The 14,398-nt window shown below is 73.7% G+C and carries 10 protein-coding genes; 7 read left to right on the forward strand and 3 right to left on the reverse strand.

The window, feature by feature from the left end:
• Positions 1-233 precede the first annotated feature (233 nt).
• The 5 genes from ABLM29_RS05360 (at position 234) to rlmC (ending at position 8,393) form a co-directional block, all read left to right on the forward strand.
• A complete protein-coding gene (locus ABLM29_RS05360) occupies positions 234-443 on the forward strand; it encodes a hypothetical protein (protein WP_349712911.1) in 210 nt (69 codons plus the stop codon).
• A 76-nt stretch (positions 444-519) separates the two neighbouring features.
• Positions 520-3,387, forward strand: coding sequence for a helix-turn-helix transcriptional regulator (locus ABLM29_RS05365; RefSeq protein ID WP_349712912.1), 2,868 nt, complete (start codon positions 520-522; stop codon positions 3,385-3,387).
• A 253-nt stretch (positions 3,388-3,640) separates the two neighbouring features.
• Positions 3,641-5,680 carry a thioredoxin domain-containing protein gene (locus ABLM29_RS05370; RefSeq protein WP_349712913.1) on the forward strand — a complete coding sequence of 680 codons (2,040 nt, stop codon included), beginning with the start codon at positions 3,641-3,643 and terminating at the stop codon, positions 5,678-5,680.
• Positions 5,681-5,689: 9 nt separating this feature from the next.
• Positions 5,690-7,198, forward strand: coding sequence for an aldehyde dehydrogenase family protein (locus ABLM29_RS05375; RefSeq protein ID WP_349712914.1), 1,509 nt, complete (start codon positions 5,690-5,692; stop codon positions 7,196-7,198).
• A 10-nt stretch (positions 7,199-7,208) separates the two neighbouring features.
• Entirely contained in the window at positions 7,209-8,393 is a 1,185-nt protein-coding gene (gene rlmC, locus ABLM29_RS05380; protein WP_349712915.1) for a 23S rRNA (uracil(747)-C(5))-methyltransferase RlmC, read from the forward strand.
• Between the two features lie 80 nt (positions 8,394-8,473).
• Here the strand turns inward: rlmC and trhA are convergent, their stop codons facing one another.
• The gene (gene trhA, locus ABLM29_RS05385; RefSeq protein ID WP_349712916.1) at positions 8,474-9,202 is read right to left on the reverse strand and encodes a PAQR family membrane homeostasis protein TrhA; all 729 of its coding nucleotides are present in this window, start codon (positions 9,200-9,202) and stop codon (positions 8,474-8,476) included.
• Positions 9,203-9,280: 78 nt separating this feature from the next.
• Positions 9,281-10,294 (reverse strand): AIM24 family protein, encoded by a 1,014-nt coding sequence (locus tag ABLM29_RS05390; RefSeq protein WP_349712917.1) that lies wholly within the window; start codon positions 10,292-10,294, stop codon positions 9,281-9,283.
• Positions 10,295-10,431: 137 nt separating this feature from the next.
• Here ABLM29_RS05390 and ABLM29_RS05395 point away from each other — a divergent pair, with 137 nt between their 5' ends.
• On the forward strand, positions 10,432-11,205 hold the full coding sequence (locus ABLM29_RS05395; protein ID WP_349712918.1) for an isoprenyl transferase: 774 nt from the start codon (positions 10,432-10,434) through the stop codon (positions 11,203-11,205).
• A 123-nt stretch (positions 11,206-11,328) separates the two neighbouring features.
• Here the strand turns inward: ABLM29_RS05395 and ABLM29_RS05400 are convergent, their stop codons facing one another.
• Positions 11,329-12,744 carry an exopolysaccharide biosynthesis polyprenyl glycosylphosphotransferase gene (locus ABLM29_RS05400; protein ID WP_349712919.1) on the reverse strand — a complete coding sequence of 472 codons (1,416 nt, stop codon included), beginning with the start codon at positions 12,742-12,744 and terminating at the stop codon, positions 11,329-11,331.
• A gap of 485 nt (positions 12,745-13,229) precedes the next feature.
• On the opposite strand from ABLM29_RS05400, the gene ABLM29_RS05405 reads away from it, so the two are divergent.
• Positions 13,230-14,375, forward strand: coding sequence for a DegT/DnrJ/EryC1/StrS family aminotransferase (locus tag ABLM29_RS05405; RefSeq protein ID WP_349712920.1), 1,146 nt, complete (start codon positions 13,230-13,232; stop codon positions 14,373-14,375).
• Positions 14,376-14,398: the final 23 nt, after the last annotated feature.

Below are 14,398 nucleotides of genomic sequence, written 5' to 3' on the forward strand. Positions count from 1 at the left end.
GTCGAAGTTCGATGGCGTCGAAGCCGATGTCGAACGGAGTCTTGAATCGCCTCGTTCCTCGGCGGCTCGTCGCGATCGACCGGGCGGACGTAGGGCGCACTGAGACCGTCTGAGGCCGTGATCTCAGGGAAACCCCGTCGAAAGATGAGGAAATCGCCCGATCCGTGCAGCCGGTCTTAGACGCAGGCTCAGTTGCGTCGGAACAACACCGCGAACTTCCCAGGAGCGCAGCCATGTACCCCATCGCCAGCCACAGCTTCGCCGCCGATCTCGCCGCGTACCGCCAGCAGCAGGTGGCCGCCGACGTCACCAGCCACCGCCTGGCCCGACGCTGCCGCCTCGCCCGCAAGAGCCGTCGCCTCAGCGCCCAGCCGGCCCTGCCGCGGCCGATCGAGCGCCCGAGCGTCGCCAGCGTGCTGCAGCGGTTCGCTGGCGCCCACTGACGGATCCGCCACCCACGGCATGTCGGTCGCGCAGCGAGGTCCTGCATCGACGTCGCAGGTCTGCGACGATCGAGGCATGCCCCGGCGTGGCACCTCGGTGATGATCGGGCGCGACGACGAGCTCGCCGCGCTCGAGAACCTCCTCACGCTGGCTCGCGACGGACAGGGATCGCTCGTCCTCGTCCAGGGAGAGGCAGGGCTGGGCAAGACCCGCCTGGTCTCGGAGTTCACCCGACAGGTCGGTGACGACGTCTCCGTCATCGTCGGGCACGGCGTCGCGATGTCGACCGGTGAGATCCCGTTCGGAACGCTGGCCGACACGCTGCGTGACCTCGGCCCGGTCCTCGACGCGCTGCCGCCAGCGACCCACGCCGCCCTCGACCCCCTGCTTCCGGGCGGCGACGCGGCCGATGACGCCAACCGGGTCGGGCTGGTCACAGCCGCCCTGGCCGCGCTGGAGGCCAGCGCCGCTGCCGGACCGGCCGTGTGGTGGGTCGAGGACCTCCACTGGGTCGACACCGGCACCCGTGACGTCCTGGCACTGCTGAGCAGCACCCTCGACCGCCTGCCGATGCTGGTGGTCGCGACCGTGCGCAGCGACGACCCCATCCGTCCGCCCGCGGCGTCCGCCGACCTCACCACCTACCTCGCCCAGCTGCGTCGCCAGAACTGCACCGAGCTGATCCATCTCGAGCGGCTGACGCCGGACCAGGTGCGCGAGCTCCTCGCGTCCCTCGACCACGGGGTCAGCGACCCCCAGGTGGACCGGCGGATCGCCGAGATGAGCGACGGCGTGCCCTTCGTCGTCGAGGAGCTCGCGGCGGCCCACGGTCGACCCGAGCTCACGTCGGCCGCCGACGTGGCGCTGCTCCGTCTGCAGTCGCTGTCGCCGGAGGCCCGCCGCCTCGTCGAGGCAGCTGCGATCGGCGACGGTCACCTCCGGCTGGGGCTGGTGGAGCGCGTCCTGGACCACAGCGGTCTCGAGCTGGACGAAGCGCTCCGTGAGTCGATCGACGCCGGCATCCTCGCTGAGGACCCGGGTCGCGACGGCCTCTCGTTCCGCCACGCCCTCCTGCGCGAGGCGGTCGAGCGGGCGATGACCCCCGGAGCGCGGCGAGGCTGGCACCGCCGCTGGGCCGAGGTGCTGAGCATCCCTGGATCCGGTCTGGCCGTCGACCCGGCCACGCTCGCCGTGGCGGAGCACTGGCACCGTGCCGGCGACCGGGAGCGTGCGGTCACCACCGCGCTCCCCGCGACGGCGGCCGCGCGGCGGATGGGCGCCCGCACCGTCGAGGGCGAGCTGTGGGAGCGGATCCTGCTCGGCTGGGACCTCGCCGCCGACGACCTGGCAGCGAGCGGGCGGACCCGACGGGACGCCTGCGTCCAGCTCACCCGGTGCCGATCCCTCAACGACCCGGCTCGCCAGCGCCAGCTGATTCCAGTGCTGCAGGACATCTTCGCGGACGACGCTCTGGCCACGGCCTTCCTCGACCTCCAACGGCGTCATCTCGGCCGACCCAAGGGGACCCACCTGCCGTCGCCGGTGACCCCGCAGGAGCACGCCCGCATCGTCGCGCTGGTCGACGGCTCCGGCCCGGACGACGAGATGGCGGCGGCCCTGCTCGTCGTGGCGACCAACGCCATGCCGATCGACGGGCCGGACCGGTTCACCTGGCTCGACGAGGCCGACCACCGGGCCCGGATCGCTCGCTTCCCGGACGTCGAGCTCCTGGCGGCGATGGCGATGGGCTGGCGCCTGGGTCAGCAGGATCGCACGGCGGAGGCTGTCATCCACGCCGAGGCGGTGGCCGGGCGCCCGGAGCTCGCCCACTCCGCCGACCTGCTGGGGGTCGACGGCAATCTGATCTACTCCCTCGGGATGCTGGGCCGCTACGACGAGGCGAGCCGGGCCATCGAACGGGCGCTGCGGCGGGTGGAGGAGCCCCGTGCGCTGGCCGGGGAGTACGAGCACGTCGTCGAGAACGCCTGCATCGTCTGGACCTTGACCGGCGAGTGGGACCGGGCTCGGCAGACCGTCGCCGCGGTGCGCAGCTCCTGGGTCACCGACACGACGTACGCCGACCTGCACCTCGCCTACCTCGACCTGCTGCAGACCGGCAGCACTGACACCGACCGGTGGGTGCGGGCCGCCAGATCCGACGACAATCACGACGACGACAGCGTGGGCCCGGTGCTGGCCCTGGCGGCCGCGCTCTCCGGTGACCTGACCGGGCACCGCGCGACCGTCGACGCGGTGCTGGCTCAGGACGACCTCGCGCCGCGGGCCGAGCTGCTGTGGCTGCTGGTCAGGGACGCGGCCCGGGTGGAGGCCGATGCCGCGGCGGACCACCCGGCGGAGCGCACGACCGCGGTGCCGCGCCTGGGGCGGCTGGTGGAGATCGCGGGTCGGCTGCCGATGAGCGGTGCCCTCGGCGACGCCTGGCGCGCCGAGGTCTCGGCCCAACACCTCCGCGGCGCCGGAGACCCGAGCGCCGCCGAGAAGCTCGACGCCGCGCGTCGCGCCTGGCTCGACCTCGGCCAGCCCTACGACGCCGCGGTGGTCGCCCTCGCGTTGGCCGACGTCCACGCCCACGGTGGCGCCCGCGACATCGCCCGCGACCTCGCGACCGAGGCAGCCGTGACCGCCCAAGGGCTCGGGGCTGCACCCCTCGCGGCGCGCGCGGAGACGCTGCTGGCCAGGCTCGGCGGCGGTGACGGCGGCGGGAGGGAGACCGCGGGGCTCACGGCCCGCGAGGCCGAGGTCCTCGACCTGGTGGCGGAGGGACGCACCAACGACCAGATCGGCGAAGCGCTGTTCATCTCACCGAAGACCGCTAGCGTCCACGTCTCCCGCATCATCGCCAAGCTCGGCGCCAGCAACCGCACCGAGGCCGCCGCCATCGCGCGCCGCGACGCCCCATTCCACGGTCGCCAGTTGAAATGACCCCCTGCGCTGCGGGCTTCGCGGGGCTGGACGTGGTCGCGGTGGCGGCGCTGAGGGCCGGCCCCGGGCTCCTGGCCCCAGGTGTCCTTGGCGATCGCCGTCGCCCTCGCCGCCCTCGCCGCCCCTCCTAGGCTGGGGCAGCGAAGGTCCCGAGGCCACGTCATCGCGTCCCGGACGCGGCTCGAACACGTATCAAGAATGTGTATCGCTGGACCGCGAGTGATACACGTGCCACTCGTCAGGAGTCACAGGAATGGCCAACCGGCTAGCCAACGCGACCAGCCCCTACCTGCTCCAGCACGCCGACAACCCCGTCGACTGGTGGGAGTGGGGGCCCGAGGCGTTCGCGGAGGCGCGGCACCGCAACGTCCCGGTCCTCGTCAGCGTCGGGTACGCCGCCTGCCACTGGTGCCACGTGATGGCGCACGAGTCGTTCGAGGACGGCGCGACCGCGGCGCTGATGAACGAGCGGTTCGTCAACATCAAGGTCGACCGGGAGGAGCGCCCAGACGTCGACGCGGTCTACATGCAGGCCACCACGGCGCTGACGGGCAACGGCGGCTGGCCGATGACCGTCGTGGTCGACCACGACGGGGCCCCGTTCTTCGCCGGCACCTACTTCCCGGACCAGCCGCGCCACGGGCAGCCCGCCTTCACCCAGGTGCTGACGGCGCTGTCGCAGGCCTGGGCCGACCGCGGCGAGGACGTGCGGGCCACCGCCGGCAAGGTCGCCGAGCACCTGGCCCGCGAGGTCGAGCTGCCGTCGTACCCGCTGGACGCGGAGCGGCTCACCGCGGCCGTGGGCCGGCTGGCCTCCGACTTCGACCCGATGGCCGGCGGCTTCGGGGACGCGCCGAAGTTCCCGCCAACGATGGTGCTGGAGTTCCTGCGCCGGATCGCCGAGGCCGGCGTGCTGCCGGACCAGCAGGCGCGGCAGGCGCGGCACATGCTCGCGCGCACCACCGCGGCGATGGCCGGCGGCGGGATCTACGACCAGCTCGGCGGCGGGTTCGCGCGGTACGCCGTGGACCGCGGCTGGGTGGTGCCGCACTTCGAGAAGATGCTCTACGACAACGCGCAGCTGATCGGCCTGTACGCGCGGCTGGGGACCGAGCAGGGCGACCGCGTCGCCACCGAGACCGCCGACTTCCTGCTCCGCGAGCTGCGCACCCGCGAGGGCGGCTTCGCCTCCGCGCTCGACGCCGACAGCCTGGTCGCGCCCGGCGGGGAGAGCCGGGAGGGCGCCTTCTACGCCTGGACGCCGGTGCAGCTGGTCGCCGCGCTGGGGGAGGAGCGCGGCCGGTGGGCCGCCGAGCTGTTCTCCGTCACCGAGGCGGGGACGTTCGAGGAGGGGATGTCCACGCTCCAGCTGCGGCACGCCCCGACCGAGCCCCGCGACGTGCGCCGGCTCCGCGAGGTCCGCGCCCGGCTGCTCGACGCCCGCGAGCAGCGGCCCCGCCCGGCCCGCGACGACAAGGTGGTCGCCGCGTGGAACGGGCTGGCGATCAGCGGCCTGTGCGACCTCGGCCGCCGCACCGGACGCCCCGAGTACGTCGACGCGGCCCGCGCCGCCGCCGAGCTGCTGGTGCGGGTGCACCTGGTCCCGGGGGACGGCGGGGAGGCGGTCCGGCTGCTCCGGGTCTCCCGCGACGGCGTCGCCGGCGCGCACGCGGGCGTGCTGGAGGACTACGGCTGCGTCGCGTCGGGCTTCCTGGCGCTGGCCCAGGCCACCGCCGACCCGCGCTGGCTGCGCCACGCGACGGACCTGATCGACGCCGCGGTGGCCGCCTTCGCCGCTCCCGACGGCGGCTTCCACGACACCGCCGCCGACGCCGAGGCGCTGATCGCCCGCCCGCGCGACCCCGGCGACAACGCCTCGCCCAGCGGCTTCTCCAGCCTGGTCCACGCCCTGCTCGACGCCCACGCGCTGACCGGCGAGGGCCGCTACCGCGACGTGGCGGAGGCGGCGCTCGCCACCGCCGCGGTCCTGGTCGACAAGGCGCCGCGGTTCGCCGGCTGGACGCTCGCGGCCGCGACGGCCGCCCTGGACGGCCCGCTGGAGGTGGCCGTCGTCGGCGCACCCGGCGAGGAGCGCGACGCCCTGGAGGCGGCCGCGCTGGGTCTGCCGGGCGCGGTGGTGGTCGCGGCGGCCGGGCCGGTGCCGGGGATCGCGCTGCTCGAGGGCCGGGAGCCCGTGGGCGGCCGCCCGGCGGCGTACGTCTGCCGGGGACAGGTGTGCGAGCGGCCCGTCACTGAGCCGGACCTGGTCGCGGCCCGACGTACTGCACAGTAGATTCGGTGCATGACCACCACTGAGGCCGTCACCGCCGACGCCACCGAGGCGCCCAGCACCTTCGACTCGCTGAACCCGGCGACGGGCGAGGTGGTCGGCACGCACCCGATCCACGACGCCGCGCACGTCCAGGCGTGCGTCGCGGAGGCGCGGGTCCAGGCGGAGTGGTGGCGCGACCTCGGGTTCGACGGCCGCAAGAAGGAGCTCGGCCGCTGGCGCGCGCTGATGACGCGCCGGATGGACGACCTCGCCGCGGTGATGTCGGCCGAGACCGGCAAGCCGAAGGGCGACGCGCTGCTGGAGATCTCGCTGGCCATCGACCACCTGGCCTGGGCGCCCGCGCACGCGCCGAAGGTGCTCGGCCGGCAGAAGGTCTCGCCGGGCCTGCTGATGGCCAACCAGGCCGCGAGCGTCGCCTACCGGCCGATGGGCGTGGTCGGCGTCATCGGCCCCTGGAACTACCCGGTCTTCACCCCGATGGGCTCCATCGCCTACGCGCTGGCCGCCGGCAACGCCGTCGTCTTCAAGCCCAGCGAGTACACCCCGGGCGTCGGCGTGTGGCTCGCCGAGACCTTCCTCGAGGCCGTCGGGCGTCCGGTGCTCCAGGTCGTCACCGGCTTCGGCGCCACCGGCGGCGCGCTGTGCGGCGCCGGCGTGGACAAGCTGGCCTTCACCGGCTCCGCGCCGACCGGCAAGAAGGTGATGGCCGCCTGCGCCGAGACCCTCACCCCGGTGATCATCGAGGCGGGCGGCAAGGACGCGCTGCTGGTCGCCGACGACGCCGACATCGCCGCCGCCGCCGAGGCCGCGCTCTGGGGCGCCTGCGGCAACGCCGGCCAGACCTGCGTGGGCGTCGAGCGGGTCTACGTCGACGAGCGGGTCTACGACGACTTCGTCACCGAGCTGGTCGAGCAGGCGAAGCAGGTCAAGGCCGGCCCCGGCGAGCAGGTCGGGCCGATCACCATGCCCAAGCAGATGGACACCATCAAGCGGCACATCGACGACGCCCTCGCGCGTGGTGGCCGCGCCCTGGTCGGCGGCGCCGACGCCGTCGGCGAGCGGTTCGTGCAGCCCACCGTCCTGGTCGACGTGCCGGAGGACTCCGCGGCGATCAAGGAGGAGACCTTCGGCCCGACCGTCACCGTCACCAAGGTGGCGGACATGGACGAGGCCGTCCGGCTGGCCAACGACACCACCTACGGCCTCGGCTCGACCGTCTTCTCCGCCAAGCAGGGCATGGAGATCGCCGAGAAGCTGCGCGCCGGCATGACCGCGATCAACGGCGTGATCTCCTTCGCCGGCATCCCGAACCTGCCGTTCGGCGGCATCGGCGACTCCGGCTTCGGCCGCATCCACGGCCCCGACGGGCTCAAGGAGTTCACCTACGCCCACGCCATCGCCCGGCAGCGGATGAAGCCGGTGCTGGCGCTGACCACGTTCAAGCGCACCGCGAAGGCCGAGAAGCAGCTCACCAGGATCGTCGGCGCGCTGTACGGCCGCGGCGGCAAGAAGGGCTGAGCTGACCGGGATGTCCCACGCGGTCCTCGACTGCGCGCACTTCACCGCCGGCGAGTGCCGGTCCTGCACGTGGCTGCCGACGCCGTACGACGAGCAGCTGGCCGCCAAGGACGCCGCGGCCCGTGAGGCCGTGGCGTCCGCGGGCCCGGGCGTCCCGGAGTGGCTGGCGCCGCACGCCAGCGCCCCCGCCGGGTTCCGCAACAAGGCGAAGATGGTCGTCGCCGGGACGGCCGAGGAGCCGACGCTGGGGATCCTCGGCCCGCGCGGCGGGGGTGTCGACCTGCGCGACTGCGCGCTGCACACGCCGGGCCTGCAGGCCGCGCTGCCGACCCTCGCGCGGTTCGTCACCCGGGCGGGGCTGGTGCCCTACGACGTCACCGCGCGCCGCGGCGAGCTCAAGCACGTGCTGGTCACCGAGTCGCCCGACGGCGAGCTGATGGTGCGCTGGGTGCTGCGCTCGACCGAGGCCGAGGCGCGGATCCGCAAGCACCTGCCCTGGCTGGCCGAGGAGCTGCCCGCCGCGCGGGTGGTCACGCTCAACATCCAGCCGGCGCACGCCGCCGTGCTGGAGGGGGAGCGGGAGATCGTGCTCTCGCGCGAGCGCACGCTGCCGATGCGGCTGCCCGACGTCACCCTGCACCTGGGGCCGCGCAGCTTCTTCCAGACCAACACGCCGGTGGCCACCGCCCTCTACGCCCGCGGCCGGGAGTGGGTCGGGGAGGTCGCGCCCGGCAGCGTGTGGGACCTGTACTGCGGCGTCGGCGGCTTCGCGCTGCACCTGGCCGCGCCCGGGCGGGCGGTGACGGGCGTGGAGATCAGCGCCGAGGCCATCGCCAGCGCGGAGCGGAGCCGGGCCGACATGTCCCTCGGTGCCGGGACGGGGTCGGTGGCGTTCCTGGCCGGCGACGCCACGGCGTACGCCCGGGAGAGCACCGCGGCCGAGCGCCCGGAGCTGGTCGTGGTGAACCCGCCGCGGCGCGGCCTCGGCGTGGAGCTCGCCGGGTGGCTGGAGGGCTCCGGGGTGCCGCGGGTGCTCTACTCCAGCTGCAACCCCGTCACCCTGGGCCGCGACCTGGCCACCATGGCGTCGTACCGGCCCGTGCGCGGGCAGGTGTTCGACATGTTCCCGCAGACCGCCCACGCCGAGGCGCTGGTCCTCCTCGAGCGCTCCGAGCCGCGAGTCGGCACAAACTGACGGCCGAGTCGGCAGAAACCGACCGCCGAGTTGGGAGAAACCGACCGCCGAGTCGGGAGAAACCGACCGCCGAGTTGCGCTCAGCGCAGCGAGTAGGTCGCCATCGAGACGCCCACGTAGTGCACGACGAAGGCGGCGACCGTGAAGCCGTGGAAGACCTCGTGGAACCCGAAGACCCGGGGCCACGGGTTGGGGCGCTGGAGGCCGTAGACGAGGCCGCCGCAGGTGTAGAGGGCGCCGCCGACGCAGATCAGCACGAAGACGGCGACCCCGATGCCCAGGCCCAGCTCGAGGGCGCCGTCGAAGAAGGCCGGGATGAAGAAGATCGCCGCCCAGCCGAGGGCGATGTAGATCGGCACCGAGAGCCAGCGCGGAGCGCCGGGCCAGAAGACCTTGAACCCCACGCCCAGCAGCGCACCGGTCCAGACCACCGACAGCATCGCGACCCGCGCCGACCCGTCCAGCAGGATCAGCGCGAACGGCGTGTAGGAGCCGGCGATGAACAGGAAGATGTTGGAGTGGTCCATGCGCTTCAGCACGCCGAGGACCTTCGGGGACCAGGTGCCGCGGTGGTAGGTCGCCGAGACGCCGAAGAGGAGCAGCGCCGACCCCACGTACAGCGCTGACCCGATCCGGGTGGCGGCGGTCGGGGACAGCGCGATGAGCACGATCCCGGCCGCCAGCACCATCGGCGTACTCGCCAGGTGAAGCCATCCCCGCAGCTTGGGCTTGACCTCCGCGATCGTCTCGCCGATCGACTCGAGGCCTGCGCGGACGCTCTCCCCTGCGTGCTGCATGGCCTGGTTCATGGCCTCAGCGTAGCGACGGCTGGTAACACCGTCGTAAAACCGGATGGTCGGCGGTCGGACGTCGGGTCACTGGTCGGGTCACTGGCCGTGGGACGCGACGCCGCCCTCGGAGGGCTGCACGATGACGAAGCCCCGGCCGCTGAACGCGACCTGGAACGCCTCGCCCGAGCCCCGCCCGATCATCGAGCCCGCGGTGAACGTCGAGCGCAGCGACGTCTGCAGGTGCACGGACCAGGCGACCAGCGCGTTGGCGTCGGCGTACGTCGGCGCCTCGCCGGCGTCGAGCACGACCGGGTCGCCGTCGGTGGTGATCGCCACCCAGCCGGTGCCGCGCAGGGTGGTGTTGAACAGGCCGCCGGCGGCGATGCTGCCGCCCCGGACCCGCTCGACGTTCCAGTCCAGGTTCGCGGAGAACGCCAGCACGCTCTTGCCGTTGGCCGAGATCCCGCTGTTGTCCAGGTGCAGGATGTGGACCTGCTTGGCCGAGTCGGCGAGGAACACGTCGCCCTGGCCCTCGACCCGCATCAGGGAGAGCCCCTCGCCGGTGAACGCCTTCTTGAGGAACTTGCCCGCGCCGCTGCCCTGGTAGGCGAAGTTCACGTTGCCCTGGTAGGCGACCATCGAGCCCTGCTGGGCCATGAACGGCTCGGTGATCCGGACCCGCAGCAGGCGGTCGTTCTGGCGGACGGGGCCGAGGCCGGTGACCTCGGTGTAGCGGCCGTCGATCAGCTCGCCGGTGATGCTGCCGCCGGGCTGCTGGGCGGGCGGCTGGGCGGGCATCGGGCCGGGGGCGGGGCTGTGCTGCGGGGCCGGCTGCTGCTCCGCGGGCTGCTGCTGGGCCGGCTGCTGCTGGGCCGGCTGCTGGGTGGGCAGCTGCTGCGTGGGCATCGGCGACTCCGGCTCCGCGACGTCAGGCTCCGGGCCGGCCGCCTCCTCTCCGACCCACGCCTCCTCGGCGGGCTGCTCCCCACCCTCGTGCAGCGGCGAGACCGACATCTCCCCGCCGTCGGCGACGTGGTCGGTCCACTGGGTGCCGTCCCAGTAGCGGAGCTCGTGGCGTCCGGTCGGGTCCGGGTGCCAGGCAGCGGTCATCGTCGTCTCTCCTCGGTGGTCCGATCCGGGCGCGGCGCGGCGTCCGGTGGTGCTCCCATCGTGCAGGGTCTCCCCAGCGGTGGGGAAGGAATCCGTATGTCGCCGGGGCGCCCGGCGCGGTGTCCTACGATCGTCGGGTGGCGGACTGGAAGCGGGGAGCACGGAAGGTGCTCTACCCCGTATACGAGGCGCGGATGCTGCGCCGGATGCCGGACAACCTCCCGAAGCACATCGGCGTGATGCTGGACGGCAACCGACGGTGGGCCAAGGCGGTCGGCCGCGACACGGCGCACGGTCACCGTGCGGGGGCCGCCAACATCGAGCCCCTGCTGACCTGGTGCGACGAGGTCGGGATCGAGGTGGTCACGCTGTGGCTGCTCTCGACCGACAACCTCAACCGTCCCGCGGCCGAGCTGGAGCCGCTGCTGGAGATCATCGGTGACGCCGTCGACTCGCTCGCCGACCAGCGCCGCTGGCGGCTGCACCCGGTCGGCGCCCTGGACCTGCTGCCGGCCAGCACGGCCGAGCGCCTCAAGGCCGCGGCGGACCGCACCGCCGACGTGGACGGGATGCTGGTCAACGTGGCGGTCGGGTACGGCGGTCGCCGCGAGATCGCGGACGCGGTCCGCTCGCTGCTCACCGAGCACGCCGCGAAGGGGACCTCGCTGGAGGAGCTGGCCGAGAGCATCGACGTCGAGGCGATCGCCGACCACCTCTACACGAAGGGCCAGCCCGACCCCGACCTGGTGATCAGGACCTCCGGGGAGCAGCGTCTGGGTGGCTTCCTGCTGTGGCAGAGCGCGAAGTCGGAGTTCTACTTCTGCGAGGCCTACTGGCCCGAGTTCCGCCGCGTCGACTTCCTCCGGGCGATCCGCGCCTACGCCCAGCGGGACCGTCGGTTCGGCTCCTGACGCCCGGCACGCGCGGGTGGCCCGCTCGGTGGGTCGGGTCGTGTGCCTGAGGCACGCGTAGGGCGGTGTCTGGGGCACACGACCCCGGCCCCGGCGGGGTAGGCCCCGGCGAGGTAGGCAGCGTCAGTAGGCGCCGCGGTGCCCGAGGACGGCGCCGAAGGTCCGCGCCACGATCCGCAGGTCGAGGCCGAGGGACCAGTTGTCGACGTAGGCGAGGTCGAGGCGCACGGACTCCTCCCACGACAGGTCGGAGCGTCCGGAGACCTGCCACAGCCCGGTCAGGCCGGGCTTCACGGCCAGCCGCCGCCGCGGGTCGTGGTCGTAGCGGTCCACCTCGTCGGGCAGCGCGGGTCGCGGACCGACCAGCGCCATCTCGCCGCGCGCGACGTTGAACAGCTGGGGGAGCTCGTCGAGGGAGTAGCGCCGGAGCACCGCGCCGATCCGGGTCACCCGGGGGTCCTGCCGCATCTTGAACAGCAGGCCGGCCCCCTCGTTCTGCTGCTCGAGGGTCGCGCGGACGTCCTCGGCCTCGGTGCGCATCGTCCGGAACTTCAGCATGACGAACCGCTCGCCGTTCCGCCCGATCCGCTCCTGCCGGAAGAGCGCGCCTCCCGGGGAGTCGCGGCGGATCGCGGCCGCCAGGCCCAGCAGCACCGGCGCCAGCAGCAGGAGCGCGACGACGGCGGCGAACCGCTCGGTGACCTCCTTCGTCGTTCGGGCGAGGCCGCGGTCGGGCAGGGTGCGGACGTGCAGCAGCCGGAGGCCGCCGACCTGGGCGAGTGCGGTGCGGGCGCGGGTCACGTCGAGCAGGGCGGTGCCGACGAAGAGCTGCGTGGCGTGCGGCGCGAGCGCCCAGCCGAGCCGTTGCAGCTCCCGCGGGCCGACGCCCGCTCCCGGCAGCACCATCACGGCGTCCGCGCGGGTGCGCTCGGCCGCTTCGGCCACCGAGCCGAGGCCACTGGTCACCGGGAGCCCGGCGAACGGGTGCTGAGGGCCGCCGAGCGAGCAGATGGCGACCGGAACGATCGGGTGCTTGCTCGCCTCGAGCTCGGCCAGCACGTCGGCCACCTCGGGCTCCGGGCCGGCCACCAGCACGCGGGTCCCGGCGGCCGGAGTTCGCGGGCCGCCCAGGCAGCCGACCACGGAGACCGCGGTGAGCGTGGCGGTCAGCGCGAGCGTGGCCCGCGACTCGACCGGGAGGCCGGCGACGCCGTCGAGGATCCAGCAGGCGAGCCCGAAGAGGGCGCCGGCGCGGACCACCGCACGGGCCTGGAGCATCCGGGTGCCGGTGATGCCGCGGAGCCGGTAGCCGCCGTTGAGCGCGACGAGCGCGGGCCAGACGACGGCGATGGTCAGGGCGACCGCGGGCGAGAGCGAGTCGGTGACCACGGCGATCGTGAGGAGGCCGAGGCCGATGGCAGCCGTGTCGGGCAGCCACGCGATCAGTCCGCGGTGGCTGGCGCGCAGGCGTCGCAGCCGCTCGCCGGCGTAGGCCAGAAGAGTGGATGATCCGCCTGCGGTGAGCGGCGGTGATGTCATCGCTTGGCCCCCGGATGCCATGGGTGCGGGCGGCTGGATCGCCGAACCCTCTTGTCTTCCGATAACCCTCGTTCGCCCAGGGGTTGCGGGCATGCCCAAAATTCGGGCAACTCTCCGCGGCCTCGAGCGTGCAGGTCGACCGGGTGGAGGAGCCACCCGCCCGGACCGGCCGGACTCCTTCCCGGGCATGGCACACGTCCGCTCATGGCGCTCCCTCCCTCGTTCCCTGGATCCCCCGACCCAGTGAGCCCGAGGCGGTCGCGCGACCGCTCCGCATCGGGTGCTCGATGGGAGCCTGGGTGCTCTGGACGATCCGGGCGGCGGCGGGCGGGCGTGGATACCCAGAAGTGGTCAGGAGGTTTCGGCGGCCTCGGCGGGCGCACCCCCAAGTTGCGGTAACCCGTCGGTGGGTTTCCGCCCGCCCCCGGCGGGACCGGTCGAATGGAGCCGTCGACCGACCAGACAGCCGGAAGAGAGGAGCGCACGTGAGACGCATCCACACGTCGCGCCCGCTGCTCGGTGACGAGGAGGTCGCCGCGGTCACGGACGTGCTGCAGTCGGGGTGGGTCGCCCAGGGGCCGCGGGTGGCCGAGTTCGAGCGCCGGTTCGCCGAGCGCCAGGCGGTCGGCCACGCGGTCGCGACCTCCAGCCGGACCACCGCGTTGCACCTGGCCCTCGTGGTCGCGGGGGTGCGGCCCGGGGACGACGTGGTCGTGCCGTCGTACTCGTTCGTGGCGACCAGCAACGCGCCGACCTACGTCGGCGCACGGCCGGTCTTCGCCGATGTCGACCCCGACACCGGCAACCTCAACGCCGAGACGGTCCAGGCAGCGATGACGCCCCGCACGACGGCGGTGATCGCTGTCGACCAGGCAGGGGTGCCGGTCGACCTCGACCCGATCCGCGACTACTGCGACCGTCTCGCCGTGGGCGTGATCGAGGACGCGGCGAGCGGCGCCGGCTCGGAGTACCGGGGGAGCGCGGTGGGCACGGGTGCGGACGTCACGGCGTGGTCGTTCGACCCACGCAGGGTGCTCACCACCGGCGAGGGCGGGATGCTCACGACCCGCAACGCGGCGTGGGCGCTGCGCGCGCGCCGGCTGCGCGAGCACGCCGGATCGATCGCGGACGGCGGCGCCCTTCCGTCCGGCGGCGTGGCGGGGCCTGTCCAGTACGCGGAGGTCGGCTACAGCTACCGGATGACGGACCTGCAGGCCGCCGTCGGCCTCGTCCAACTGGACCGGATGGCGGAGGTCGTCGCGCGGCGTCGGAGGCTGGCCGAGGTGTACGGCAAGGCGATCTCCGACATCGAGGGCCTGCGCGCCGTGCGCGACCCCGACTACGGGCGCACCAACTTCCAGTCCTACTGGGTCGAGGTGCTTGAGGACTACCCGGTGGGACGCGACGGGCTCATCGCCGCGCTCGGCCGCGCCGGGATCACCGCGACGCGCGCGATGATGGCGACGCACCTGGAGCCGCTGTATTCCGGGCACTCCGGCCTCGTCGTGCCGCTGCCGGTCACCGAGCGGCTGAGCCGCCGCACGCTGGTGCTGCCGCTGTTCCATCAGATGTCGGAGTCCGAGCAGCAGCGTGTGATCGAGGTTCTGCGGCGCCCGGAACGGCCGTGGTGACCGGCTCGGGAAGCGCTGTTCGT

This window comes from Nocardioides sp. YIM 152588, assembly GCF_040191335.1.
GTDB lineage: Bacteria > Actinomycetota > Actinomycetes > Propionibacteriales > Nocardioidaceae > Nocardioides.

What these genes read in the sequence shown, in the direction of transcription:
- ABLM29_RS05400 (WP_349712919.1), bottom strand. Translation starts at nt 12,744, where the DNA reads ATGACATCACCGCCGCTCACCGCAGGCGGATCATCCACTCTTCTGGCC.
- ABLM29_RS05360 (WP_349712911.1), top strand. Translation starts at nt 234, where the DNA reads ATGTACCCCATCGCCAGCCACAGCTTCGCCGCCGATCTCGCCGCGTAC.
- ABLM29_RS05370 (WP_349712913.1), top strand. Translation starts at nt 3,641, where the DNA reads ATGGCCAACCGGCTAGCCAACGCGACCAGCCCCTACCTGCTCCAGCAC.
- trhA (WP_349712916.1), bottom strand. Translation starts at nt 9,202, where the DNA reads ATGAACCAGGCCATGCAGCACGCAGGGGAGAGCGTCCGCGCAGGCCTC.
- ABLM29_RS05365 (WP_349712912.1), top strand. Translation starts at nt 520, where the DNA reads ATGCCCCGGCGTGGCACCTCGGTGATGATCGGGCGCGACGACGAGCTC.
- ABLM29_RS05375 (WP_349712914.1), top strand. Translation starts at nt 5,690, where the DNA reads ATGACCACCACTGAGGCCGTCACCGCCGACGCCACCGAGGCGCCCAGC.
- ABLM29_RS05390 (WP_349712917.1), bottom strand. Translation starts at nt 10,294, where the DNA reads ATGACCGCTGCCTGGCACCCGGACCCGACCGGACGCCACGAGCTCCGC.
- rlmC (WP_349712915.1), top strand. Translation starts at nt 7,209, where the DNA reads ATGTCCCACGCGGTCCTCGACTGCGCGCACTTCACCGCCGGCGAGTGC.